The sequence below is a fragment of the Blautia faecis genome (assembly GCF_020554845.1).
GTDB classification, from domain to species: Bacteria; Bacillota; Clostridia; order Lachnospirales; family Lachnospiraceae; genus Blautia_A; species Blautia_A faecis.
Map to the genome: position 1 here is coordinate 1 of NZ_JAJCIA010000005.1, position 23,524 is coordinate 23,524.

Genomic DNA, 23,524 nt, shown 5'->3' on the forward strand with positions numbered 1-23,524 from the left:
CATGATTTCTGTGCATCGCGAAGCGCGTTACTGTGAACGGAGTGAACAGTAACATATTTCAGATCTGAAAACAACAACTACAGTTCAGATCTCATATAGTATATAATAATAGTAAAAGACCCAAAAAGGAGGAACCTATGAAAAAGAAAAATCTCAAAACTCTTGCAGCATGCCTTTGCCTGTCCTGTACGCTCCTGACAGGTACTCTTCCCACCCAGGCAGCTGCCCGGACATCTGTTTCCCAAACTGCGAAATCTTCTTTCACTGTCACCAATAAGAAGACCCATTCTGGTAAGGGACAAGCTTCCAGTTCCTCTTCTGATACCTGGAAGACCATCAAGGGCCGCCACTACTATTACAATGCCCGCGGCAAGAAAGTCAAAGGCAAAGTCAAAATCGGATCCCGCTATTACTTTTTTGACAAAAATGGAATTCAGCGCTACGGCTGGAAAAAAATCAAAAATAATTACTACTTTTTCCGTATCAGCACAGGAACCACCGGCGCATACATGCTGACCTCCACCACTATAAACGGTATCGCCCTTGATGCTTCCGGACGTGCCAGCAAATCCGGTTCTAACCTGCGCAAGCTGAAGCTAATGACAGAAGCGAACAAGATTGTAGAAAAGATCAGCAGACCAGGAATGAACAAAATGCAGCGCCTCCGTGCCAGCTTTGATTACGTCAAGAAGCAGTACACCTACTATTGCTGGCGTGAATTCAGAAATACACAGGACTGGGAAAAGGATTTCGCTGAAGATATGTTTTTCCGCGGCGGACGAGGTGACTGTGTTTCCTATGCAGCAGCTTTCGCCTACCTTGCAAACGCGTAGGAATGAAAAAAGTTTATGTAATCTGCTCCGGCGGTCACGGCTGGGCTGAAATTGGTGGAAAGGTCTATGATCCTGACTGGGCGCTTGTAAGCAGCGTGGATTCCTACTTTGCAATGTCCTACGATCTCAGTGGCGTGAACGGCCGCCCCATGTATCGTGGCAACCGCCTTTATGTAAAAAAGATCTGAGTATATTACCAAAAAAGGATTTGAAATCCGGCATTCAATATTGCCTCAGATTTCAAATCCTTTTATGATTATAAAAATAGCTTCAAGAACCTTCTCTGTTTCCTATTCATTACTTCCAGTCCTGGATTTCAGGAAATCAAGCTCTTTCGCAGCTTCTTCATCCTCCGGATACATTCCGACATAAGACACAGCTTTCTCCTGCGCTGTGGAAAAATCCAGTTTTTTCTCATAAGCTACAATTTCATTAAATAACAAGCTCTGCATTTCATCATCGGAAGCAATGGAAATTCCGCTGCTGATATTTTCCAAAGCAGAATCATAGTTTCCTTCTGCCATATCGCACACTGCCAGTCCATTGTATCCCTGTGCGGCAGTCTGTGTCTGATCCCCGGACGTATCATCCAGCTTCTGATTGATGTACTGCTGGTACATTGCCCGGGCATTTGCGTAATCTGACTGAGCGCCATAGACCATTCCAAGGACCAGAAGCGCCTCTGTACTTCCCTGATTGGAAGCATCTGTCAGCTCTTTCTGGGCATTGGTATAATCTCCCATATAGTAATAGATTCTTCCCCGGCTGCAAAGATCCTCTGCTCCCTTTGCATCTGTAGACAAAACAGCCTCCAGATACCTGGTTCCATCCGCTTCCATGTCCTTATCCAGGTACGTCTCGTAGATCTGGATGGCCCGGTCATAGCTGGAATCTTCCCCATATGCCTGCTCAAAATCAGAGGCAGCTTCATCATAGACATCCATTTCCAGGGCAACCTTTCCAGTAAGGAACCAGGCATCTGCATCCATCTCATAATTCTGGGCAAGCACCTGACAGTCTGCCATGGCATCATCCAGATACCCAGCCTGCAGACGTGCCGTAGCACGATACAGATACAGGTCCCGGGCCATACTTTTACTTACTTTCTCCTCGCCAAGAGCACTGGTAAAGGCAGTAATGGCATCCTCATAATTTCCCAGACGCAGCTGACAGATTCCAATCCCGCGGTAAGACACTGCAGGCTTCACACCATTATTCACAGAAGTAGTAAATTCATCCAGCGCATACTCATAGCTGCCCTGCTCCAGATCTTTCTCTGCTTCCTTAAAAATCTGCTGTTTTTCATTATCACAGCCAGCCAGAAGGGAAAGCCCCATGACCGCTGTCAATATTAATGCTGTTTTTCTGATTTTCATTCTCAACCAACGATCAGTCCTTCGGCTTCCATTACTTCCACAACACTGTCTACATACTGATGGCAGAGCTCATCTGTCTCGGCCTCCACCATAACACGGATCAGCGGCTCTGTACCACTCTCGCGGACCAGAATACGTCCGGAATCGCCAAGTGCCTTTCCTGCTGCTTCGACTGCTTCAACCACCTTCGGGTTCTCACGCGCAGTCTTCTTATCTGCTACACGTACATTTCGAAGAACCTGAGGATAAACCTTCATCTCTTTGGCAAGATCACATAAGGTAGACTTCTTATCTACACATGCTTCCATGACCATAAGAGAAGTAAGGATACCATCACCTGTAGCTGCATAACGGCTGAAAATAATATGTCCGGACTGTTCTCCACCAATGCTGTAGTTATTTGCCATCATATTCTCGGCAACGTATTTGTCACCAACGGCAGTCTGCTCATAACGCATTCCTTCACGCTCCAGAGCTTTGTAAAGTCCCATATTGGACATCACTGTGGTAACAACAGTATTTCCATTCAGTTTCCCCTGCTCTTTCAGATATTTACCGCAGACATACATAATCTTGTCACCATCGATGATATTTCCACGATGATCAACTGCGATACAACGGTCAGCATCTCCATCATAAGCAAATCCGATATCCAGGCCATTGTCTATCACATATTTCTGAAGGACTTCGATATGGGTGGATCCACAGTTTGTATTGATGTTAGTTCCATCCGGCTGATTGTTGATCACATAAGTTTTCGCCTGAAGTGCCTCGAAAACACTTTTTGCAATTGCGGATGAGCTTCCGTTGGCACAGTCAAGTCCGACTTTTACATTTTTGAAATCACGGCTTGGAATGGAGATCAGATATCCGATATAGCGGTTTCGTCCGGAAGCAAAATCAACAGTACGTCCAATGTCTTCTTTGCGTGCAAGAGGAAGCTCCTCGATCTCGCCATCAATGTAGGCCTCAATACGCTCCTCGATCTCAGCCTCAATCTTCTGTCCGTTTCCATTCAGAAGCTTGATTCCATTATCATAGAATGGGTTATGGCTTGCGGAAATCATAATACCGCAGTCAAAATCCTCTGTACGAACCGCAAAGGATACACTTGGAGTAGTGGTTACATGCAGAAGATAAGCATCTGCTCCGGAAGCGGTAAGTCCTGCAACAAGGGCATACTCAAACATATAGCTGCTTCGTCTGGTATCTTTTCCGATTACGATCTTCGCCTTATGGTCACGTCCATAATACCAACCTACATAACGTCCTACTTTAAACGCATTATCAACTGTCAGCTGAACATTTGCCTCTCCACGAAATCCGTCTGTTCCAAAATATTTTCCCATATCTAATTATCCTCCTTGCTTATTACACCTGAAAGCATATAGGAATCATACATTCTTTTCCATATTTTCAGGCAAAACTGCAAACAATTACAATATACAGTATCCGATAATCTTATTTGTAAAGTCCGTTTGGATATACGCCAGCCTCGGTAAGCTCTTTAAAGGCTTTGATCACAACCTCTTTATCTTCCTGGTAAGTTACACCAAACCAGGTATCCTTTGTCTCAAGCACATCTACCTGGGCAGTTCCCTTCTGGATCAATGCATCGATCATAACCGGAAGAAGATACTCTGCCTTGATATCACCAGCTTTTACATTCTGAAGAAACTCTACAAATCCATCGTATAAAGTATCCATAAACGCAGGAGTCAGTCCCCACATGTTCATGGAAACAAGCTCGTTTAAGTCAAGCTTCTCTGCCGGCTGGCCATCTTCGCGACTCTCAGCGCCATCTGCTGTTTTAAAAATATTGTGTGTCTCGGTAACACCTGTAAGCTTTCCGTCTGTAATGTGGCAAAGTCCTCTTGTAACACTTCCATTATCACTTAAGGTGTTTCCAAGACGGAAACCTGCCATGCAAATATGCAGAACATCATCTGCTGGCTGCTCCCGAACCAGATAATCATGTACTTTTACGTATGCTTCCTTTCCATAATAGTCATCTGCATTGATAACTGCAAATGGCTCTGTAAGGAACTCTCTTGCGCAGATAACAGCATGGCCGGTTCCCCATGGTTTGGTTCTGTCTGCCGGTTTCACAAAGCCTTCCGGAAGCTTCTCCATTTCCTGATATGCATACGCAACTTCTGCGATCTTCTCTACTCTTGCACCAATGGTGCTTTTAAATTCTTCTTCCAGATCCTTACGGATAATAAATACAATTTTATTGAAGCCAGCCTCCAATGCGTCTCTGATGGAATAATCCATAATGATCTCACCATTTGGTCCAACTGGTGCAAGCTGCTTGATTCCATTTCCAAATCTGCTTCCAACTCCGGCTGCCATAATTACAAGAGCTGTTTTTTTCATAGGTAATACCCTCCCATTTTTCATATGATTGTTGTTTTAGAGCGTGTTTGAAAAAGGCTCTAAGTTTACTGTTCCTGCAGATTGCTCAATTTCGCTGCCTGGTCTGCTGCGATCAGGCTGTCGATGATTTCATCCAGATCTCCATTCAGAATGTTATCCAGTCTGTGAAGTGTAAGTTTGATACGGTGATCTGTTACACGTCCCTGTGGAAAATTGTAGGTTCTGATCTTCTCAGAACGATCACCTGTACCGATCTGACTTCTTCGCGCCTCTGCTTCTGCGTCATGCTGTTTGGCCAGCTCCATCTCATACAGACGTGAGCGAAGAACCTTTAACGCCTTATCCTTATTCTTCAGCTGGGACTTCTCATCCTGACAGGAAATTACGATTCCTGTAGGAATATGGGTCAGTCGTACTGCGGAGTCTGTAGTATTGACGCACTGTCCGCCATTTCCGGAAGCACGGAATACGTCGAATTTACAGTCGTTCATATCCAGATGGAAATCAATCTCCTCAGCTTCCGGCATAATTGCAACCGTACAGGTGGAAGTATGGATTCTTCCGCCGGATTCCGTCTCCGGAACCCTCTGTACCCGGTGTACGCCACTCTCATATTTCAGTCTGGAATAAGCTCCGGCACCGTTTATCATAAAGGTAACCTCTTTGAATCCGCCGATTCCATTCTCGTTTAAGCTCATCATCTCTGTTTTCCAGCGCCTGGATTCTGCATATTTTACATACATTCTGTAGATCTCAGCTGCAAAAAGAGCAGCCTCATCTCCACCGGCACCGGCGCGGATCTCCACGATAACGTTCTTATTATCGTTAGGGTCCTTAGGCAGAAGAAGGATCTTCAGTTCATGCTCCAGCTCTTCCACACGCTTCTTGGCATCGGAAAGCTCTTCCTTGAGCATTTCTCTCATATCCTCATCCTTCTCCTCTTCCAGCATGGAAAGGCTGTCCTGAATGGTTTCTTTATTTTTCTTATATTCCTTATAGGTATCCACAATTGGCTGCAGGTCGCTCTGTTCCTTCATAAGTTTCTGGAAACGATCTGGATTAGATGTTACATCTGGCTCACCCAGCTCATTCAGAACTTCCTCGAAACGTATGAGCAAATCGTCCAACTTGTCAAACATGGTTTTCCTCCTGTTATGTTCTTCTCTTTACTTATATAAAACTATCGTCTGCCCAACACAACTCTGTCAAGTCCCGTCAGGTCTTTAACAATCTGTACATCAAAAAAGCCATTTTCCCGCATCAGCGCCTTTACAGCTTCGCCCTGATCATATCCGATTTCAAACAGCATCCAGCCATTTTCCTTTAGGAAAGCCTTTCCCTCCGATACGATTTTTCTGTAAAAATACAGACCATCTTCATGGCCATCCAATGCAAGTCTTGGATCGTGATCCCGCACTTCTTCCATAAGCTCTTCAATCTCTGCGCTTCTGATGTAGGGGGGATTCGAAATAAGGATATCATACTGAGGCATATCTTTGCCAGTGTTTTGTTGAAAAAAAGCTGACGAAAACAAGTCGCTTTCCACGAAAACAGCTCTGTCTGACACTTCCAGGCTTACCGCATTCTTATCTGCCACCTGAAGAGCAAGTGGGGAAACATCAGCACCCACCCCATATGCATCCCCGGTAAGTGCCAGAAGACTTAAAAGAATACACCCCGATCCGGTGCACATATCCAGAATCCCTGGTGTCTTTTTCCCTTTCATGACTTCCAGAGCCTTCTCCACCAATGTCTCCGTATCCTGCCTCGGAACCAGTACATTTTGATTTACATAAAATTCAAATCCCATAAAATATGCCTGGTGGGTAATATGCTGTAATGGAACATGACCTGCTCTTTTTCGGATCAGTTCCCGGTATCTGTCCGCTTTTTCCTCTTCAATCCCGTCAGCTGAATGAGCGAAATAAAAAGCCCTGTTCATTCCTGTCACATGCTCCAGAAGAAGCCAGGCATCCAGCCTGGCTTCCTGGATCTTATGCTGTTCCAGAACCTTGGTTCCTTCTTTTAATAGTGTTTCCAGAGAAGTCATTGTGCAGCTCCCGTTTCCGGTACATTCCCGGTACGTTCTTCACTCTCCCCGCTTTCAGATTGCGCGGAAGCAGCGGAAAGATCACCGTTTTCTTTGTTCTCATATGGAATATCCAGATTGAATTCTGTCTTTAAATATGCTCTCCAGTCAAACACAGCCTCCACAGCCTTGATGGCAACCTCTGCCATATCAGCTGTAGGTTCTTTTGTGGTAAATTTCTGCATTACCATACCAGGTTTGCTCATCATCAAGGCAAATTTACTGTCTGTCCTGCCTGCCCACTGGATAATTTCAAATGAAATTCCAGATACTACAGGTACCATGAGCAGACGGCCGAAAAGACGGAACCAGTAAGACGGTACCAGTACAAAAATAAAATGTAGGAAAATACTTACTATCATAACCAGGAACAGAAAGCTTGTTCCGCAGCGTCTGTGGAATCTGGAGCTCTCAAGCACGTTCTCCACAGTAAGTGGCTTACCATTTTCCACACAGTTGATACATTTGTGTTCAGCACCATGATACATAAAGGTTCTCTGAATATCCTTCATTCTGGAGATCAGGATCATGTATCCCATAAACAGACCCAGCTTCACAAACGCTTCCACAATGGTAACCACCACTTCCGAAGCGCCTACTTTACGGCAAAGACTGGCCAGTGCATAAGGAAGCAGCATAAAGGCTGCAATGGAAATTACAATAGAAATGGCCACAGTTACATAGAGCAAGGCTTTAAATGCCTTGTCTTCTTTTTTCTTCTTGGCTTCCAGTTCTTCTGGAGAAAGAGCAGCATTCTTTCTGGTCTCTTCCTCGTCCTCCTCATCACCTGCAATTTCAGCTGAATACATAAGGCATTTCGTTCCGGTTACCAGAGAATCGATAAAGCTTACCATTCCGCGGATGATCGGTTTCCGCCAGATCCTGGCTTTCCCGAAAATGCATTTATAATCTTCCACTTTTACTTCAATTTCTTTATCAGGACGTCGTACTGCAATGGAGTATTTATCCTTATGGCGCATCATAATGCCTTCCATTACAGCTTGTCCACCGATATTGGATGGTTTCATTTTATCCTCCAGTTACAAAGAAAGGTTGAGATTTCCCAACCTCAACCTTCTCATTCAGTAATATTCAAATTATTTATTCAGGCCGTATTTCTCGTTGAACTTATTGATACGTCCGCGAGCCTGAGTAGCTTTCTGCTGTCCTGTATAGAACGGATGACATTTGGAGCAGATTTCTACGTGGATATCCTGCTTGGTAGATCCTGTTACAAAAGTATTACCGCAGTTGCAGGTTACAGTTGCCTGATAGTAATTCGGATGGATTCCTTCTCTCATGATTTTCACCTCTCTATATTTATTCTATTTTATTTGCGTTGAATCTGACGAATTCACACTTTACACAGCCTACTGATTATAGCATGGCGTTATGAGAAATGCAAGTTATTTATAAAAATTTCTAAAACTAATCCCAGATAATATTCTGCACGGTGTTTTTTGTGAACATTACAATTTCTGTTTTTTTACCATTTGCACAAATTCAGCATTATTTGCAGTACGTGCAAACATGTTCAGGATCTGTTCCACTGCCTCATCAGACTTCATTCCGTTAAGAGCCTTTCGCATAATATATACAGCTTCCTGCTCGTCTTTGCTCAGAAGCAGATCTTCTCGTCTGGTACCGGATTTCTGAATGTCGATGGCCGGGAAAACCCGCTTCTCCTGCAGCTTGCGGTCAAGAACAAGCTCCATATTGCCGGTTCCCTTGAATTCCTCGTAAATAACGTCATCCATTTTGCTTCCGGTGTCAACAAGTGCAGTGGCAAGAATGGTAAGGCTTCCTCCCTCACGCATATTACGTGCTGCACCAAAGAAGCGCTTCGGCATATGAAGTGCTCCCGGATCAAGACCTCCTGACAGAGTTCTTCCACTTGGGGGAACAACCAGGTTATAGGCTCTTGCCAGTCTGGTAATGGAATCCAGAAGGATCACAACATCCTGCTTATGTTCTACAAGGCGGCGTGCACGCTCTACAACCATCTCGGATACACGCTTATGATGCTCCGGAAGCTCATCAAATGTGGAATAAATAACTTCCACGTTCGGTCCCTGTATTGCTTCCCTGATATCGGTAACTTCCTCAGGACGTTCATCAATAAGAAGAATGATCAGATGCATATCCTTGTTATTCTTAAGAATAGATTTCGCAACATCCTTGAGCAAAGTAGTTTTACCTGCCTTAGGCGGGGAAACGATCATACCACGCTGTCCCTTTCCGATAGGGCTGATCAGATCTACGATACGCATGGCAGTAGTTCCGCCAGGACGCTCCATGATCAGACGTTCATCTGGGAAGATTGGGGTCATATTTTCAAAATTGTATCTCTTCTGTCCCTCACTTGGATGGAAACCATTGATAGACGTTACATATAAAAGGGCACTGAATTTCTCCCCCTGTGTTTTAATACGGATATTTCCCTGAATAATATCTCCTGTCTTCAAATTAAATCTGCGGATCTGTGACGGGGAAACATAGATATCATTCTCTCCTGGAAGATAATTCTCACTTCGAATAAATCCAAAACCATCCGGCATAACCTCCAGGATTCCATTGGCCTTTTCGCCACTGTCAAGCTGGACTGTTTCAGCCGGAACATTGTAAGCGTTGCTTACTCCCTCTTCTGTACGGTTCTCACTGGCTGCGCCTGTACGGGGCTGCTCCGTTTCCTCGGGTCTTAATTCGGCTGGCGGAACCACTTCTACAGGTTTCGCTACAGTAGTGCGCTTCACAAAGTTCTCCGGTCTGTTTTCTCCATTATAGCTGTTCTGACGTCCCGTATTTTCACTTCTGCCATAATTATTGCTGTTATTGCTGCGATACTCAGGATTGCGCCGTATAATGGTACGGGATCTGGTTGGTGCCTCTCTTCTCTCCGGTGCAGAAACACTTCCCGTATTTTCTGTTTTTTCTGCTGCCACATACTCTGGTCTTGCAGGTATGGTATTCTCTTCTGCTGTTCCGGAAATAGTCTGCTCATTTTCTGCAGTCTGTTCTTTCCTGTCCTCTTCCAGCATACGTTCAATTAATTCAGGCTTTCTCATAGTAGAAATGCCCTTCAGTCCTCTGGCTTTTGCCAAGTCTTTCAGCGTAGCCAGGGATAATGATTCATACTTTTCTTTCATCAATCATCTACCTCTTCGACTAATACAATTCTAAAACACATTTCAATTTTGATTTAACGGGATACAAATGTCTGATTAGACAGAAGCTATATACTGAATTATAAAAACATCCTTCAAAAAACTTATTAAAGTTTATTTTAACACATTTCAGGCGCCGTGTCTACATCCATTCCAAATACATGTTACTGTTCACTTCTACCAGTGTTACTGTTCACCCCGTGACCAGTAACCTACCAGTAACTCAAATATATCTATCCCTGCCTGCAAGAAAGTGATAACCTTTGTTTTGTATTATACACACCTAAGGTTTTTCATTGCAAGAATTTTCTGTCGACGCATATCCCGACTCTTCGACATATATAAGAGTCCTGTTCTCCCGGTGACCCAAAGATAAGTACCAGCTGTCACTTACCTTTTTATAAAATACCGGTTTCCCACGCCTGTGCTATTCACAATAAAACACCCGGAGATATTTCTCCGGGTGCCGGTCATCTTTAAAATTATTAATTCCAGAACGCTCCGTAAATCTTCTGGATCTTAGCGATCTGTGCGTCTGTAATCTGATTCAGTGCATTCTGAACAGCTGCATAAGTCTGTGGTCTGCTACTCTTCAGGGAAGCATTGTTCAGGATGTAATCCTTAACAGATTCTGCAAAATATTCGGAAGCATTCTGTGTTACATAGGCTTTATTAAAAGCTGTAACATTTGCCTTCTCAGCTGCAAAAATGCTCTGGAAGCTTGCTGTCTTATCTGCATTTCCTGCGATAAATGCAAGGAAATGACCCAGCTCATGATAAACAGAATCATCAATCTGCTTCATTGTAATAGATCTTGATCTTGCATCAAAATATCCTGAATAGTTGACGGATGGATCAACAACAAGCTTAAATCCCAGCTGCTGATATGCTGCAATTACACGATTGTCCATCTTGCCTGCAACACTTGCTACATTTTCCTCGTGTTTGCTCTGGTTCTGTGAAGAGCTTGCTGCTGCAGTTACCTGGGCAGCGGAAGCACCAGAAGAAGTAGTGCTTACAGCGGTCTCATTGTCAATTGATACCTGCTGTGTAGTTGTTGTCTGAACAGTTGTTGTGATCTTGGATGTAACAACTTTCTTTTTGGATTTCTTGGTGTATTTCGCTGTTGCTTTGGTAACAACGGTTGTCTTGGTATCTACTGTTGTATTACCGGATTTATTTGTTTTATTGGTTACTTTTGTTTTAGTTTTCAGTTTCTTGGTGTAGCTCTTCTTGGAAGCCTTTTTTAATTTAACAGTCTTCCTGGTTGTCTTGGTACTGGAGGTAGTCTTTACAGTAGTCTTCGGCTGGGAAGCCAGTGGAGTTTCATCTTCTATGATGGAAGTCTCCATGATCGGATCTGTGTAACTGGGGAATTCAGGTGTTTCTCCTGTTCCTGAGAATAATGAAACGCCGCCGATCACTGCTGCCAATGCTATAGCAGCACAACTGGAAACAACTTTTTTATTTGCGAGCCACTCTGTTAATTTCTTTCCTTTCATAAATAACACACCTTTCTTGAACCATAATGTAACTGACTTGCCGCTATCTGGAAACTATCAGTCCCATCAGTTTGTGAAAATAAAAAAACCGTTTATCAGATTAAATAAACGGTCGCCACAAATAGAAGAACCACGTCTCCTGTCATATTACATTACCTAATCAATATCAATGCGGCAACCGGCTGTCATAGTCCTGAGACCTTAGACCCTTGGCTTTGCGTCCCTGTCTTTCAACAGGTTTGCCTTTTATTCACTTCATATAATAAAGCAAACTGTCACTTTTGTCAACGGAATTTCCTTGTTAAAACTTACAAAAATCTGTCTAAAAAATACGAAAGCAAAAAATCTGTAAAAATATCTGAGCCGATTGTAACGCATGATAATCATTCTCAAATATTTTCACAGATTCCTTTTCGATGTCTGGAGGACAGCAGACACGCATTACAGTTTGCGCGTAGACTCCCGCTCTATAAGAGTTCCGCCCAGTATTTGCCGTTTCACTACCTTTTTCCGGTCTATCAGACCAAACAAGGTACGGACGCTCTGCAGGGCAATTTCCACTCTTGGATATTTCAATGTGGTGATGGATGGATGATAATATTCCGCAATGTCCTGACCATCTGCTCCTGCCACACAATAATCCTCCGGTACTCTTTTGCCGCTGTCAATAACTGCTCTGCATGCTCCTACCGCCAGAGTATCTGAAATTGCATAAATGCAGGAAAAATCCACCCCCGATTTCAAAAGCTCACAGGTACAGTTATAACCATTCTCAATCGTATAAATTCTTTTACCTGGTTTTAAACGAATTATAAGCTTCTCATCGTACTCCAGTCCATTTTTTTCCAGTGACCTTTTATAGCCATTGAGATGGCATCTTCCAAGACCTTCATCTCCTGAAGTAATAAAGGCGATCCTTTTATGTCCGCAGCTGCACAGATAATCAACCATACTCTGGCTCTCAATCTCTGTATCAGTCGTCACAAGGGCACTTTTAGGATAAGTTCCTGTATCCTCCGGAACTGTTTTTCCGGAACCACTGATCACATACGGAACTCTCAGCATTCTCAGGCTTCGGTATGTATTTTCCCGGAAGAACATAAAGTGGTGACTCCAGTTTATCGTCCAGTTCAAGAGTAATTCTCTTTCCGGCAGGAAGGCTTATGCTGATTTTGTTTCCCTCTTCTTTGAATGGTATCTGTGCAGCTGCAGGACGGATAACAGCTTTCTGAAATGGTTCGTTTACTGTAACTTCTACCTCTGCCTTTTCATTTTCATCCAAGAAAGAAACAAAATCAAAAAATTCTGTATGATATACTCTCTGTTCCTTTCCGTTTACCTTAACCTGATACAGCTCTGATACCGGAATATCTTCTACCGCTTCCAGTTCATACAATGGTTTTTCTCTTATCTCGCGCGGTACAAATTCCTGTTTTTCGTCATTATGTTTCTCCTTTATTTTTAATTTATTTTCAAATTCATGATTATGTTTATAAACATTACTATACAATGTTTTTCTTTTTTAGTAAAGTGTTTTATTTGACAAGATACTCCTCTTATTTTTATGCATTTTGTATAAGTTCTTCTGTTTTTTTAATTATTATTTGACTTATTTGTTTGATACATATATACTATAAGTTACTAAACAACCTTATTTGAAAGGAAACATTATGGAAAAACTTCCTGCATACAAGAAATGTTATAACAAATTAAAATCCGATATAGATAATAACGTTTATCCCATAGGTTCCTATCTTCCCACAGAAGATGAGCTTGGAAAAATGTTTTCGGTAAGCCGTACGACGGTCCGGCATGCCATTGACCTTCTGGTTAAAGACAAATGCATAAAGGTGAAACAGGGGGCCGGCACACAGGTTATCAATCCCAAAGAACGGGAGCTTACCAGCTTCTCAAAATTTCATAACGTAATAGACATAAACACTCTGTTTCCGGATAATGCCGCCCTGACCATCAGCGGAACCTGGATTGACCGTATTCCTGCAAACAGCCAGGTTGCCAGTGCGTTGGAGCTTAATGAAGGAACAGAAGTCTTCCGCCTTCAAAGAGTGGTTTCCTCTAATGAACAGCCTGTGATAATCCAGACAAATTATATCCGTATCGATTTTTTCCCGGATTTAGATACCTACCGCGAACAGCTTGTAGATCTCTATTACTTTATTCAGAAGCACTACGGAATTAAATTTGAAACTGGCGAAGAACACATCAACATCAGCTCAGCTGATTTCCTTGATGCACAGATTCTCAACATTGAACCGGGATCTCCTATTTTTTTCAACACCAGAACAGCACACTGTTCACTTGGTCCTATGGAATACCTGGAAGCCAGGATCCGTCCTGATCTGTGCCATTTCGTGGTTCGTATGAAGGAACCACCAGCATGGTACGATCTTCCCGAATTTCAAAAATCCCTGGAACGTGTTTGAAAATGAATGATCAACTTATAAAAAGGAGCGGCGCTATGTCTAAACGCATTTCGGCCCTTCTGCTTTGCTTATTTCTATTTTGCCTGCTAATAGTTTTCCCTGCAACAGGCTGCGGTCAGAACGGCAGATCCGGTTCCAGCGAAGAACCGCCTGTTTTTTCCCCGCTGAAGGTTCTGGTTCCGGAAGCCCCGGGAACAGACACCATAGGATATTCACCTCTGATACTGGATATTTCAAATATCAGTCAGGGATATCTGACTGCTGTCAGTGACAGCAATGGTACCACCAAAAACATCCAGCTTTCCGCGGATGACGGCGTTGTTTATTCTTATTTTGTAAGCTCCGGCGAAAGTGCTGTCATTCCGTTTACCAGTGGAAGCGGCACCTACCAGGTATCCTGTTATGAGCAGGTAAACGGCAGTCAGTATGCCGCACTTTTTGCCCAGGCTCTGGAGGTTTCCCTGGAGAATGAATTTCTCCCGTTTTTGTATCCGAACCAGTATGTAAATTTTACCCCGGACTCAGAAGCCTGCAAGCTGGCTCTTTCTCTTCTGGCAGAGGATGCCACGGAACAGGAAAGCATTGACACCGTTTTCCAGTATGTAACCCAGCATGTCACCTACGACGAGGACAAAGCAGCCACCGTTGAGACAGGCTATCTTCCTGATATAGACGAAACCCTCTCTACCGGAAAGGGAATCTGTTTTGATTATGCTGCCCTGATGACGGCAATGCTGCGAAGCCGGGATATTCCCTGTAAGCTTCAGATCGGATATGCAGGTGACATCAAGCATGCCTGGATTGATGTTTACATACGTGGAAAAGGGTGGGTGGAACAGGCAATTACCTATGACGGGGAGAAATGGAACCGCATGGATCCAACCTTTACCGCCAACAGTGAAGATGAAGAGCTTATCAATTCCTATATCGGTGACAGCGCAAATTATACGCTGCAGTTTACCCGATAGCACAACGAAAAACGCCTTGCAGGTTCATGGATTTTTTCAGGATCTGCCTGATGTTTTTTCAGAGAGGACTTTATATGATTACCAAATTAAACAATCGGGAGCTGTTTCAATTCTGTGAACAGTTTTCCATCATATTACGTTCCGGAATGTCCGCCATTGAGGGACTTGCCATCTTAAATGACGACAGCCAGACAGAACGGGGCAAAGAAATTTTGACCTTTCTTTATAAAGACATGGAGGAATCCGGCTCTCTGGCGCACGCCATGGAACAATCCGGTGCTTTTCCTGCTTCTGCTGCTGCCTATGTCCGCACCGGCGAAGAGACCGGCTGTCTGGATGAGGTTATAAAGGGTCTGTCTGCTTTCTATGCGAAGGAGATTCAGATCACAGACCAGATCCAGAGTGCAGTCGCCTATCCCCTTGTTATGCTGGGCATGATGACTGCGGTTATTGTAATTCTTCTTGTAAAGGTTCTCCCGGTTTTCCGCCAGGTTTTCCGCCAGCTTGGACTGGAAATGAGCGGAATCTCCGGTGCCCTTCTTGGAATCGGCGAAACACTTAGCCACTATTCTACTGCCTTCCTTATTCTTCTGGCCGCGATGATCGGCTTTATCCTTTTCCTGGTTCTTCACCCAAAGGGGCAGGAACTGATCCGCAAAATCGTCTGCCGTTTTCCAGGCACGAAAGAGATACCGGTAAATCTGGATTACAGTCGTCTTTGCCAATGTATTTCCCTGGGAATCCGAAGCGGACTTTCCCCTGAGCTTTGTGTGGAGCTGGCAGGCGCTGTTGTCTCCCAGACCGAGACCAGGGAAAAGCTTGCTTCCATTCAGAAGCAGCTCGCTGAAGGATATGGATTTACAGAAGCCATCACGGAATCCGGGCTTTTTAAGGCTATGGAGCTTCGTCTGATCTCCCTTGGTTTTCAAGCTGGTGCATCTGACGAAGTAATGGAAAAACTGGCTGAGCAGTATGAAGAGAAATCCACAGACTCTGTTTCCCATATTGTGTCAATTTTGGAGCCTACTATTGTGATCGTCCTTTCAATTCTTGTAGGACTGGTCCTTCTTTCTGTTATGATGCCGCTGCTAGGACTGTTATCTGAAATGATCGCATAACAGCTGTAAGGGAGAGTGAAAATGGATATATTTGAAACCAGACTCATTCGTATCAGGCGGATTTTCCGCTTTATTGTTCCAATCCTGTTCGCTGCAGTCCTCTGCCTGATCTTCTATCTTGGAATTGCACGTACACAGACTGATTCCCTGGAAAAAGAACAGGTTACTTTAACGCAGGCACTTGAAGGAGGTGCCATCCGCACCTACGCCCTCACAGGCCAATACCCTCAGAGCCTGGATGAATTGCTTTCGGATTACCATATTACCTATGACTCCGAGAAATTTGTGGTAGAATATGTTCCAAACGGATCCAATCTTCTGCCATCGATCAGCGTACTTCCGGTAAATGCCAGAAAAGGAGGTGCCAGATGAATTCCAGATTTACCCGGAAGAACCACAGCATTGATTCACTGGCAGCCCTGCTGCTTTTTGCAATGTATGTGCTGTTTCTTCTATTTCTGATGCTTTTTGGTGCCGGGAACTATCAGGCCTCTGTAAAAAGCCTGGACACTAATAACACCCTTTATACAGCAGCCTCTTACATCACTACCAAGTTTCGTCAGCACGATATTCCCGGAATGACCTCCCTTACAGAGCTTCAGGGAACACAGGTTCTTTGCTTTCAGGAAGCTATTGAGGGTAAAGATTACTGCACTTACATTTATTTTGATGGCAGTCACTTAAAAGAGCTTTTTACAGCATCGGATTCCCAGGCCGATCTTTCCATGGGAACCAACCTTGCACAGCTTCAGGATTTCCAAATTGACACTTTGGAAAACACTTTTTACAGAATCACATTAACGGACACAGATGGACATTGTTCCAGTTTTCTGCTTCATCCAGGGGTTCCTGCCTGATTCACAGACTCCTGAATTTGGGGCTGGTCACTTCTGAATGATGTGCTGAAAGGAAGTTTTTATGAAAAAAATCACTACCCATTCCAAATCCGGGCTTTTTCTTATGGAAATGATATTTGTCCTTCTTTTTCTGGGACTGACCTGCGGTGTCTGCGTAAGACTGTTTGCGGCTTCCTACATGGCAAGGATACATGCCCGGGAGGACTCTCATATCCAGGAGCTTATCACCAGTGCCGGTGAAATTCTGGAAGGAACTGACGGCACTGTCCAAAATTTTCTGGCACTGATGCCAGATGGAGTTGCAGATCAGGACAGTATTTGCTATTATTTTGACAGGCACTGGCAGAATACTTCCGAAGAAAGCGCGGTTTATAAAATGAGGCTTGTCTGCTCTGCTTCTGACAAGGTCAAAGAAGTTCAGGTCACTTTTATAAAACTCCAGAATGCAAATGAGGAACCCAGTCTTTATGCACAGACAATTCGCTTTCCAGTTTTTTCCACAAAGGAGGAAGCAGATTCATGAAAGAAAAGAATCATCTTTTTTCCGCAACTGGAATTCCTTCCCTTTTTCTAATCTTCGGAGTTCTTATGCTGGTGATCCTGTCCTTGCTTGGCTATGGTACTTCCAGACAAGATCTGCGCTCCAGCAGCCTTTCTCTGGAGCAGACCTCAGCCTATTATAATGTCTGCAGTGAGGCAGCTGATTTTTACTCAGAGCTGGTTCAGACATTGGAAGGATTTCAGGAGCAAGCAAAAACAGAGACTGCATATTACCAGCTCGTCTCCGATTATCTGAACTCACAGGAGAATGTAGAATGGAATTCAGAGGAACATACTGCTGAATATGTGAAAGCATTTTCCGACACCCAGAGTCTGGCTGTGAAAATTGCTGTATTCTGGACTGACTGTACAGCTGATTCCACTGCTTCTGATAACGCTGCTTCTGATAACGTTGTCTCTGATAACGCTGCCTCTGATAACGTTGCCTCTGATAACGCTTCCTCTGATAACGCTGTCTCTGATACCATTAATGCAGGATTGAACATGACCAGCAGCAATATCGCCGGGATCCTCTCCTGGAATACGGTTGTAACTGCAGACTGGAATCCGGACAACAGCCAGTCCGTCTACAAAGGAGAATAATTTTATGGAAGAAAAAGTAAAGGCTTTTCTGGAGCTTGCCACTCAGAAAAAAGCCTCTGATATATTTATTATTGCCGGTCGTCCCCTTTCCGTAAAAATTGACGGAAAGCTCTGTACGCTGGATGGTTTTGAAGAACGGCTCATGCCTCCGGAGACAGATGAATTTATCCGGATCATTTACAAGCTTGCTCACGACCGGAATATAGAACCTATGCTGGAAACCGGTGACGATGACTTTTCCATGGCTATCCCGGGTCTCTCAAGATTTCGTGTAAATACATACCGGCAGCGTGGTTCTCTTGCCGCTGTCATCCGTATTATTGCATTTAATCTGCCTGATCCGCAGGATCTGCACATTCCTCCAGCTGTTATGGAAGCAGCTGATCTTACCAAGGGAATGGTTCTGATCACAGGTCCTGCCGGAAGCGGAAAATCTACCACCATGGCTTGTATCATCGACAAGATCAATCACAGCCGTGAAGGCCATATCATCACGTTGGAAGACCCTTTGGAATACCTGCACAGACATGACAAATGCATTGTCAGCCAGCGCGAGATCTGTACGGATACTGCCAATTATCTGGTTTCCCTGCGTGCCACCCTGCGTCAGAGCCCGGATGTGATCCTTCTTGGAGAAATGCGTGACCACGAGACTATCCAGACTGCCATGACTGCTGCTGAAACCGGACATCTGATTCTTTCCAGCCTTCATACTACCGGAGCTGCCAATACCATCAGCCGTATTATGGATGTTTTCGAACCCAGCCAGCAGCATCAGATTGCCATTCAGCTTTCCATGGTTCTGCAGACTGTTATTTCCCAACAGCTGGTGCCGGATGTGAATGGGCACAATATTCCGGTTTTTGAGATCATGAGGCTTACCCCTGCCATTCGAAATATGATCCGCGACAACAAAATTTATCAGATTGACGGTGTGATCGCCTCTTCCTCCCAGGCAGACATGAAATCCATGGATAACAGCCTGCTGGAGCTTTATCGAAACCGCCAGATCACAAAAGAAACTGCACTTAAATATTCATCTAATCCAGAAATGTTAAAACGGAAGCTCATGTAATGGGCTTCCGTTTTTTAAAGCGTGTCTGAAAAAGGCTTTCTGCAAGATGTGCGTCACAATTCGGGCAAAATATACCGCAAAGTGGGGCGTATAGATTGCGGGAATGCTTTTTCAAACACGCTCTAGTATCTAAATATTCTGTCACATAAAAGCCATCATAGTTTTTACTATAAACTGTCTTCTATTTCACAATGCTTTACTGCAGATTCTGTTTCTTCTCTGTAATTGATTTCCTACTTTCTTGTAACAGCCGCCGATGCTTTATACTTTCCCTTTACAACACCATTTGGCTCTTTTACATAAGCACGCACATAATAACGGTACTTCTTTCCTTTTTTCACCTTCGTATCTGTCCAGGTGGAAGTTTTTCCCTTCTTAATAGTAGCCGCCAGCTTATATTTTCCGTTTCCGGTTTTTTTGTAAATGTAATAACCATCACACTTCTTCTGTGCCTTCCACTTTAATTTCAGACCTTTCTTCGTATTGGAAACCGATGAGACGGTCTGCCTGGAGGGTGCTGATTTATACGTTCCACTGGACTTGTAACTGCTTGCCACTGTTTTCTTATCCACAGTACAATAAGCTCTTACTGTATACTCATAAACGGTAGCTGATTTTATCTTTTTATCTTTGTAGGATGTAGTAGCTACTTTCTTTATGTTTGCAAGCTTCGTCCATTTTCCAGAGTATGTTTTCCTGTAAACCACATAGCCAGCTGCACCGGAAATCTTATTCCAGTTTACTGTATTGTAAAGTCCGGAAGAAACCTTCACCGACACTGACGGAGTGGCAAGCACGGTCTTCGCAGCAGCTTCCGCAGTATAATCGGAATATTTCGCAGTACCGTTCACCATACTGTACGCACGGATCTTGTATGTATACGTAATTCCCGGCTGAACTTTCGTATCTGTCCAGGAAGTATCTGACCAGGAGGCTGTCTCTACCTTCTGATACTCTCCGCCGGAGGTTCTTCTATAGATCTGATATCCGGAAACTCCAGCTGCTTTACTCCAGGTCAGACTGATCTGGTTATAGGCGTGGGCCGCAGCCTGAAAGGAAGCAGGTCTGGTTACATTCACTGCACTGCTCAAGGTTCTTGTGTGAGCTTTAATTCTTGCACAGGCACTTGGACTTGTTTTGGAAAAATCACTCCATCCATTTTTCTCATGGTAACAGAAGCTCTGATCCGCCTCCAGACCAGCCTGAAACTCCACCCAGTCATAAGCACTGTTAGTCTCGCACAAGTATTCCACTGTGTCGGAACCGATATTGGTGAGCACTACCGAATACAGGGTTCCATTCATCAGATTTACCTCAGGCACTTCCACTGTGGAAATACCGGCATGTTCCTGATAAAAAGTAACCGGATTGGCAAATGCCGGAGTTCCGCTTACCGGATTGCTCTTATCCTTCAGATTTGTATAAATCTGAATGCTGTAGCTTCCTCCGTCAGTGTAAGTAGCCAGAACCACTTCTCCAAGGGCTTCTCCATTCCCATTTCCGGCTTTTGCCTGAAAAACATTGGCAATAGAGGAAATCCCACTGCTGCCGGAAGGATACAGCTTCAGCTTGCTCAGTGCACTGGAACCGTCATAGAAATAGTTGTTCCGGTACTTCGGACTGGTGGTGGCTTCTGCTGCCACAATATTATAATTACATTTATTCTCATAGGAAATATAAAAATAACCGGCTTCTCCCCAGTCATCTCCCCAGCTGTTTCTGGCAATCCATGCCCCGTTTGAAGTAACATTGCTGGCAGAATTGAAATTTTCCCTGGAATAATTGTCATCCCAGCCAATCAGGGTTACTGCATGATTCACGCCTGCACTTCCCGGGTAGCTGTATGCATACGTATACGGATTATAATAGGTATCATACATTCCAAAGGACATGGAAACAGATCCATATTCTGATATCAGACTTTTAATGTTATTTACAGAATAAGAGGAAAACGCCGCATTTTCCAGATATGCTGTGGTCTGGTATGCCATTTGGGAGGACGGCACCTTGTCAGAGTCCAGAGTATGATCTGCATTTGTCTCATAAGGAACCTGGGATTCCAAAGCCATACCGCTCCACGTACTCAGGAAAATGGCAGCCAGGGTCTGATTTCCTCCATCTCTGTAGGAATGGAGAATCTCGTTTTTGTCATTAGCTGTATTTCCAAGGGGATCGTTCATTCGGTGGGCAAAGAAATATGCCAGATGTTCTTCTGACAGATCAAACAGTCCAGCTCCTGCCTGCAAAAATGAGATTTCCAGGTTGGCAGCCAATGTGTATGCCCAGCACATATTGGAAGGCTTTTGATTCCTTACCGGGATGGAAATACTGCTTCGGGGATCGTATTTCGCAGGATAAGACGCAGCTCTGGCAGCACCTACGCTTCCTGTATCACCATTCCCGTTGCCAGATGGCGGGTCTACATAGCTTATGGGCTGCAGCTCACGGATCGGCTCCAACTGAGCCTCAATCTCCGCATCGGTCAGATCGTCTTCACTTTTCTCTTCTTCGGCAGAATCCGGATCCATGCTGCCAAAGCCAGAATCTTGTTCCTGAAGTTCATCAGTACCACCATCTGAGAAACCGTCTGACAGGTCTTCCGATTGGGAGGGATTTCCATCTGTCATGCCTGTGAAGCTGGCATCGTTTTCCGTACTTCCATTGCCAGCCTGACCGGCATCATCTAAAGTGCTTTCGCTCCCTGACAGATCATCACCTGCTGAAAAATCATCCTGCACATAAGACTCTTCCGCAGCCATCTTATCAGACGACACAGCGGATACAGTGTCTCCTGCATTTTCCATTTCCGCACTTTCTGTCCAGACCATACCCTGCCCGGCAATATCTGCTGCCTGAATGGGCAAGCCTGTAAAAATCAGGGACTGGGCAAGTAACAGACTTACAGCTGCTTTTTTCAATAATTTCTTATATTTCATATTTACTCCTGTCGTTCTGAGCTTCCTGTTCCGAAGTATTTTTCACACAGGCTCCAGAGTGTATTTAAAAAATCACCAGAACAGAATTTTCGTTCAAACAGATATTTTTCACTTATTTATGATTTTTTAGATATTTTTCCAGAAAATGTATTAATTTCTCCATTTCTTCCTGAGTCCCTACAGTGATCCGCAAATGATTGTCAATCCTCGGCTTCGGGAAGTATCTTACATAAATATGCTCCTGACGAAGGGCCTCAAAAATTTCTTTGGCCGGACAGCTTTTGTGAGAAGCAAAGATAAAGTTGGTCTTAGAATCCGGGAATGTGAAACCAAGAGCAGCCAGTTCTTTCTTCGCCCATTCTCTGGTAGCAATGATCTTCTCACAGGTTTCTGTAAAATATGCCTTGTCCTGGATAGCTGCCACACCGGTTACAAGAGTGGTACGATCCATAGTGTAGGAATTGAAGGAATATTTTACATCGTTCAGAAATCTGATCAGCTGTGGATTGCCGCATGCAAAGCCGATACGCATTCCAGCCATGGAACGGGATTTGGAGAAGGTCTGGACTACCAGGAGATTGTCATATTTCTCTATAAGCTCCAGTGCTGATTTCGCTCCAAAATCTACATATGCTTCATCTACGATCACAATGACGTCCCGGTTGTGTAAGAGAATCTCCTCGATGTCACTGAGGGGCAGCTCCACTCCTGTAGGTGCATTGGGGTTCGGAAAAATAATTCCGCCGTTTTCTCCGAAGTAATCTTCTTTGCGGATACAGAAGTTCTCATCAAGAGCTTTACATTCATATGGGATTCTGAAAAGATCCGCCCATACGTCATAGAAAGAATAGGTGATATCTGGAAAAAGGATCGGTTTATCTGAGTTAAAGAAGGTGAGGAAGCTCATGGCAAGTACATCATCTGAGCCAACACCTACAAAAACCTGTTCGTCTTTCAGCCCATAGTTACAGGCAATTGCGTGTACCAGGTCGCCAGCTGTAGGGTCCGGATAAAGGCGGAGGGTATCTGGCTGAATCCCGTGTAATGCTTTCTCCACGCCTGGTGCAGGGGGATATGGGTTCTCGTTTGTGTTCAGCTTGATCATGTCCGGCTGATTGGGCTGCTCGCCGGGTGTATAAGGTACTACTTTACGAATGTTTGCTTCCCATGTATTCATTTCGGTCCATCCTCGCTTCTTCGTATTTTTATTATAATTTCTTTTTGAAAAAATCTGTAGTATGCATGTTTCTGCATAGTTATTAGTATTTTACTTTTTTCCTTGGAGTTTGTCAAATTAGGTATCTTTGTCTTCGGGATTGCAAGCGATGTTTAAATCTGAGCCATCACAAACTAATAATTGATAGCCATTGTATTTTTTCTCAAGAGTAAAAGAAGCATTGAATTCATGAAACAAAAATGCCCAAGTTTCCAAAAGAAGTATTTTTGGAAAACAGCCATGGAACGGTAGCCATTTCACCAATCAAAGACAATAATTGTTTTTTCACCTGTTCTGCAAATATCATAGACGAAAAGTGGGAAAAACCAGCTTTTTTTCAAAAACTGGGAAACGCGGTTTAGCAAAAAACCTCCAATTATGGAAACATCAGCATTTCCAAAATTGGAGGTTTTCTCATTCATTT

At 44.0% G+C, this 23,524-nt stretch carries 25 protein-coding genes and 1 riboswitch; of the genes, 10 read left to right on the forward strand and 15 right to left on the reverse strand.

Going from position 1 to position 23,524, the window contains the following annotated elements; all coding sequences use genetic code 11:
* Nucleotides 1–137: 137 nt before the first annotated feature.
* Nucleotides 138–833: a transglutaminase domain-containing protein gene (locus LIZ66_RS03700; RefSeq protein WP_227200199.1), complete on the forward strand. Its 696-nt coding sequence runs from the start codon at nucleotides 138–140 to the stop codon at nucleotides 831–833.
* Between the two features lie 2 nt (nucleotides 834–835).
* Nucleotides 836–1,021 carry a hypothetical protein gene (locus LIZ66_RS03705; RefSeq protein WP_227200201.1) on the forward strand — a complete coding sequence of 62 codons (186 nt, stop codon included), beginning with the start codon at nucleotides 836–838 and terminating at the stop codon, nucleotides 1,019–1,021.
* Between the two features lie 102 nt (nucleotides 1,022–1,123).
* Here the strand turns inward: LIZ66_RS03705 and LIZ66_RS03710 are convergent, their stop codons facing one another.
* The 11 genes from LIZ66_RS03710 to LIZ66_RS03760 all read right to left on the reverse strand — a co-directional run bounded on the left by LIZ66_RS03710 (nucleotide 1,124) and on the right by LIZ66_RS03760 (nucleotide 12,739).
* Nucleotides 1,124–2,209 carry a tetratricopeptide repeat protein gene (locus LIZ66_RS03710; protein WP_227200203.1) on the reverse strand — a complete coding sequence of 362 codons (1,086 nt, stop codon included), beginning with the start codon at nucleotides 2,207–2,209 and terminating at the stop codon, nucleotides 1,124–1,126.
* A 2-nt stretch (nucleotides 2,210–2,211) separates the two neighbouring features.
* The gene (gene glmM, locus LIZ66_RS03715; RefSeq protein ID WP_148461077.1) at nucleotides 2,212–3,558 is read right to left on the reverse strand and encodes a phosphoglucosamine mutase; all 1,347 of its coding nucleotides are present in this window, start codon (nucleotides 3,556–3,558) and stop codon (nucleotides 2,212–2,214) included.
* A 112-nt stretch (nucleotides 3,559–3,670) separates the two neighbouring features.
* The gene (locus LIZ66_RS03720) at nucleotides 3,671–4,588 is read right to left on the reverse strand and encodes a sugar phosphate nucleotidyltransferase (RefSeq protein ID WP_118578121.1); all 918 of its coding nucleotides are present in this window, start codon (nucleotides 4,586–4,588) and stop codon (nucleotides 3,671–3,673) included.
* Nucleotides 4,589–4,653: 65 nt separating this feature from the next.
* Nucleotides 4,654–5,727 carry a peptide chain release factor 1 gene (gene prfA, locus LIZ66_RS03725; protein WP_118578120.1) on the reverse strand — a complete coding sequence of 358 codons (1,074 nt, stop codon included), beginning with the start codon at nucleotides 5,725–5,727 and terminating at the stop codon, nucleotides 4,654–4,656.
* A 41-nt stretch (nucleotides 5,728–5,768) separates the two neighbouring features.
* On the reverse strand, nucleotides 5,769–6,638 hold the full coding sequence (gene prmC / locus LIZ66_RS03730; protein ID WP_118578119.1) for a peptide chain release factor N(5)-glutamine methyltransferase: 870 nt from the start codon (nucleotides 6,636–6,638) through the stop codon (nucleotides 5,769–5,771).
* Nucleotides 6,635–7,705: a DUF1385 domain-containing protein gene (locus tag LIZ66_RS03735; RefSeq protein ID WP_173736122.1), complete on the reverse strand. Its 1,071-nt coding sequence runs from the start codon at nucleotides 7,703–7,705 to the stop codon at nucleotides 6,635–6,637. Before LIZ66_RS03735 ends, prmC begins: the two co-directional genes overlap by 4 nt.
* A 69-nt stretch (nucleotides 7,706–7,774) precedes the next feature.
* Nucleotides 7,775–7,978 carry a 50S ribosomal protein L31 gene (gene rpmE, locus LIZ66_RS03740; RefSeq protein ID WP_117851138.1) on the reverse strand — a complete coding sequence of 68 codons (204 nt, stop codon included), beginning with the start codon at nucleotides 7,976–7,978 and terminating at the stop codon, nucleotides 7,775–7,777.
* A gap of 168 nt (nucleotides 7,979–8,146) precedes the next feature.
* Entirely contained in the window at nucleotides 8,147–9,823 is a 1,677-nt protein-coding gene (rho, locus tag LIZ66_RS03745) for a transcription termination factor Rho (protein WP_227200262.1), read from the reverse strand.
* A 503-nt stretch (nucleotides 9,824–10,326) separates the two neighbouring features.
* Entirely contained in the window at nucleotides 10,327–11,343 is a 1,017-nt protein-coding gene (locus LIZ66_RS03750) for an anthrax toxin lethal factor-related metalloendopeptidase (protein WP_227200204.1), read from the reverse strand.
* A 170-nt stretch (nucleotides 11,344–11,513) separates the two neighbouring features.
* Nucleotides 11,514–11,597: riboswitch (cyclic di-GMP riboswitch) on the reverse strand.
* A gap of 187 nt (nucleotides 11,598–11,784) precedes the next feature.
* A complete protein-coding gene (locus LIZ66_RS03755) occupies nucleotides 11,785–12,408 on the reverse strand; it encodes a LacI family DNA-binding transcriptional regulator (protein ID WP_173716502.1) in 624 nt (207 codons plus the stop codon).
* A complete protein-coding gene (locus LIZ66_RS03760) occupies nucleotides 12,338–12,739 on the reverse strand; it encodes a hypothetical protein (RefSeq protein WP_227200206.1) in 402 nt (133 codons plus the stop codon). The genes LIZ66_RS03755 and LIZ66_RS03760 overlap by 71 nt, the downstream gene beginning before the upstream one ends.
* A gap of 274 nt (nucleotides 12,740–13,013) precedes the next feature.
* Between LIZ66_RS03760 and LIZ66_RS03765 the strand changes: the two genes are divergently transcribed.
* The 8 genes from LIZ66_RS03765 to LIZ66_RS03800 all read left to right on the forward strand — a co-directional run bounded on the left by LIZ66_RS03765 (nucleotide 13,014) and on the right by LIZ66_RS03800 (nucleotide 18,948).
* Nucleotides 13,014–13,787: a GntR family transcriptional regulator gene (locus LIZ66_RS03765; protein ID WP_227200208.1), complete on the forward strand. Its 774-nt coding sequence runs from the start codon at nucleotides 13,014–13,016 to the stop codon at nucleotides 13,785–13,787.
* A 35-nt stretch (nucleotides 13,788–13,822) separates the two neighbouring features.
* Nucleotides 13,823–14,755, forward strand: coding sequence for a transglutaminase-like domain-containing protein (locus LIZ66_RS03770; RefSeq protein WP_227200209.1), 933 nt, complete (start codon nucleotides 13,823–13,825; stop codon nucleotides 14,753–14,755).
* 74 nt (nucleotides 14,756–14,829) lie between these two features.
* Nucleotides 14,830–15,873: a type II secretion system F family protein gene (locus tag LIZ66_RS03775; RefSeq protein WP_227200211.1), complete on the forward strand. Its 1,044-nt coding sequence runs from the start codon at nucleotides 14,830–14,832 to the stop codon at nucleotides 15,871–15,873.
* 21 nt (nucleotides 15,874–15,894) lie between these two features.
* The gene (locus LIZ66_RS03780; protein ID WP_173773976.1) at nucleotides 15,895–16,245 is read left to right on the forward strand and encodes a hypothetical protein; all 351 of its coding nucleotides are present in this window, start codon (nucleotides 15,895–15,897) and stop codon (nucleotides 16,243–16,245) included.
* Nucleotides 16,242–16,730, forward strand: coding sequence for a DUF4860 domain-containing protein (locus LIZ66_RS03785; RefSeq protein ID WP_227200213.1), 489 nt, complete (start codon nucleotides 16,242–16,244; stop codon nucleotides 16,728–16,730). Before LIZ66_RS03780 ends, LIZ66_RS03785 begins: the two co-directional genes overlap by 4 nt.
* A gap of 61 nt (nucleotides 16,731–16,791) precedes the next feature.
* Nucleotides 16,792–17,253, forward strand: coding sequence for a hypothetical protein (locus LIZ66_RS03790; RefSeq protein WP_227200215.1), 462 nt, complete (start codon nucleotides 16,792–16,794; stop codon nucleotides 17,251–17,253).
* Nucleotides 17,250–17,873 carry a hypothetical protein gene (locus LIZ66_RS03795; protein WP_227200217.1) on the forward strand — a complete coding sequence of 208 codons (624 nt, stop codon included), beginning with the start codon at nucleotides 17,250–17,252 and terminating at the stop codon, nucleotides 17,871–17,873. The genes LIZ66_RS03790 and LIZ66_RS03795 overlap by 4 nt, the downstream gene beginning before the upstream one ends.
* 4 nt (nucleotides 17,874–17,877) lie before the next feature.
* Nucleotides 17,878–18,948: a type IV pilus twitching motility protein PilT gene (locus tag LIZ66_RS03800; RefSeq protein ID WP_173717895.1), complete on the forward strand. Its 1,071-nt coding sequence runs from the start codon at nucleotides 17,878–17,880 to the stop codon at nucleotides 18,946–18,948.
* Here the strand turns inward: LIZ66_RS03800 and LIZ66_RS19775 are convergent.
* From LIZ66_RS19775 to LIZ66_RS03815, 4 genes are all read right to left on the reverse strand, one after another.
* Nucleotides 18,941–19,093, reverse strand: coding sequence for a DUF6783 domain-containing protein (locus tag LIZ66_RS19775; RefSeq protein ID WP_334297236.1), 153 nt, complete (start codon nucleotides 19,091–19,093; stop codon nucleotides 18,941–18,943). The genes LIZ66_RS03800 and LIZ66_RS19775 overlap by 8 nt on opposite strands.
* 88 nt (nucleotides 19,094–19,181) lie before the next feature.
* A complete protein-coding gene (locus LIZ66_RS03805) occupies nucleotides 19,182–21,884 on the reverse strand; it encodes a C1 family peptidase (protein WP_227200218.1) in 2,703 nt (900 codons plus the stop codon).
* A gap of 112 nt (nucleotides 21,885–21,996) precedes the next feature.
* The gene (hisC, locus tag LIZ66_RS03810; RefSeq protein WP_173736032.1) at nucleotides 21,997–23,061 is read right to left on the reverse strand and encodes a histidinol-phosphate transaminase; all 1,065 of its coding nucleotides are present in this window, start codon (nucleotides 23,059–23,061) and stop codon (nucleotides 21,997–21,999) included.
* Between the two features lie 296 nt (nucleotides 23,062–23,357).
* Nucleotides 23,358–23,522 (reverse strand): hypothetical protein, encoded by a 165-nt coding sequence (locus tag LIZ66_RS03815; protein ID WP_173717892.1) that lies wholly within the window; start codon nucleotides 23,520–23,522, stop codon nucleotides 23,358–23,360.
* Between the last annotated feature and the right edge of the window lie 2 nt (nucleotides 23,523–23,524).

Excerpts from the sequence above, each read along its gene's own strand:
- LIZ66_RS03700 (WP_227200199.1), top strand. The coding sequence starts at position 138 with ATGAAAAAGAAAAATCTCAAAACTCTTGCAGCATGCCTTTGCCTGTCC.
- LIZ66_RS03705 (WP_227200201.1), top strand. The coding sequence starts at position 836 with ATGAAAAAAGTTTATGTAATCTGCTCCGGCGGTCACGGCTGGGCTGAA.
- LIZ66_RS03710 (WP_227200203.1), bottom strand. The coding sequence starts at position 2,209 with ATGAAAATCAGAAAAACAGCATTAATATTGACAGCGGTCATGGGGCTT.
- glmM (WP_148461077.1), bottom strand. The coding sequence starts at position 3,558 with ATGGGAAAATATTTTGGAACAGACGGATTTCGTGGAGAGGCAAATGTT.
- LIZ66_RS03720 (WP_118578121.1), bottom strand. The coding sequence starts at position 4,588 with ATGAAAAAAACAGCTCTTGTAATTATGGCAGCCGGAGTTGGAAGCAGA.
- prfA (WP_118578120.1), bottom strand. The coding sequence starts at position 5,727 with ATGTTTGACAAGTTGGACGATTTGCTCATACGTTTCGAGGAAGTTCTG.
- prmC (WP_118578119.1), bottom strand. The coding sequence starts at position 6,638 with ATGACTTCTCTGGAAACACTATTAAAAGAAGGAACCAAGGTTCTGGAA.
- LIZ66_RS03735 (WP_173736122.1), bottom strand. The coding sequence starts at position 7,705 with ATGAAACCATCCAATATCGGTGGACAAGCTGTAATGGAAGGCATTATG.
- rpmE (WP_117851138.1), bottom strand. The coding sequence starts at position 7,978 with ATGAGAGAAGGAATCCATCCGAATTACTATCAGGCAACTGTAACCTGC.
- rho (WP_227200262.1), bottom strand. The coding sequence starts at position 9,823 with ATGAAAGAAAAGTATGAATCATTATCCCTGGCTACGCTGAAAGACTTG.
- LIZ66_RS03750 (WP_227200204.1), bottom strand. The coding sequence starts at position 11,343 with ATGAAAGGAAAGAAATTAACAGAGTGGCTCGCAAATAAAAAAGTTGTT.
- LIZ66_RS03755 (WP_173716502.1), bottom strand. The coding sequence starts at position 12,408 with ATGCTGAGAGTTCCGTATGTGATCAGTGGTTCCGGAAAAACAGTTCCG.
- LIZ66_RS03765 (WP_227200208.1), top strand. The coding sequence starts at position 13,014 with ATGGAAAAACTTCCTGCATACAAGAAATGTTATAACAAATTAAAATCC.
- LIZ66_RS03770 (WP_227200209.1), top strand. The coding sequence starts at position 13,823 with ATGTCTAAACGCATTTCGGCCCTTCTGCTTTGCTTATTTCTATTTTGC.
- LIZ66_RS03775 (WP_227200211.1), top strand. The coding sequence starts at position 14,830 with ATGATTACCAAATTAAACAATCGGGAGCTGTTTCAATTCTGTGAACAG.
- LIZ66_RS03780 (WP_173773976.1), top strand. The coding sequence starts at position 15,895 with ATGGATATATTTGAAACCAGACTCATTCGTATCAGGCGGATTTTCCGC.
- LIZ66_RS03785 (WP_227200213.1), top strand. The coding sequence starts at position 16,242 with ATGAATTCCAGATTTACCCGGAAGAACCACAGCATTGATTCACTGGCA.
- LIZ66_RS03790 (WP_227200215.1), top strand. The coding sequence starts at position 16,792 with ATGAAAAAAATCACTACCCATTCCAAATCCGGGCTTTTTCTTATGGAA.
- LIZ66_RS03795 (WP_227200217.1), top strand. The coding sequence starts at position 17,250 with ATGAAAGAAAAGAATCATCTTTTTTCCGCAACTGGAATTCCTTCCCTT.
- LIZ66_RS03800 (WP_173717895.1), top strand. The coding sequence starts at position 17,878 with ATGGAAGAAAAAGTAAAGGCTTTTCTGGAGCTTGCCACTCAGAAAAAA.
- LIZ66_RS03805 (WP_227200218.1), bottom strand. The coding sequence starts at position 21,884 with ATGAAATATAAGAAATTATTGAAAAAAGCAGCTGTAAGTCTGTTACTT.
- hisC (WP_173736032.1), bottom strand. The coding sequence starts at position 23,061 with ATGAATACATGGGAAGCAAACATTCGTAAAGTAGTACCTTATACACCC.
- LIZ66_RS03815 (WP_173717892.1), bottom strand. The coding sequence starts at position 23,522 with ATGAATGAGAAAACCTCCAATTTTGGAAATGCTGATGTTTCCATAATT.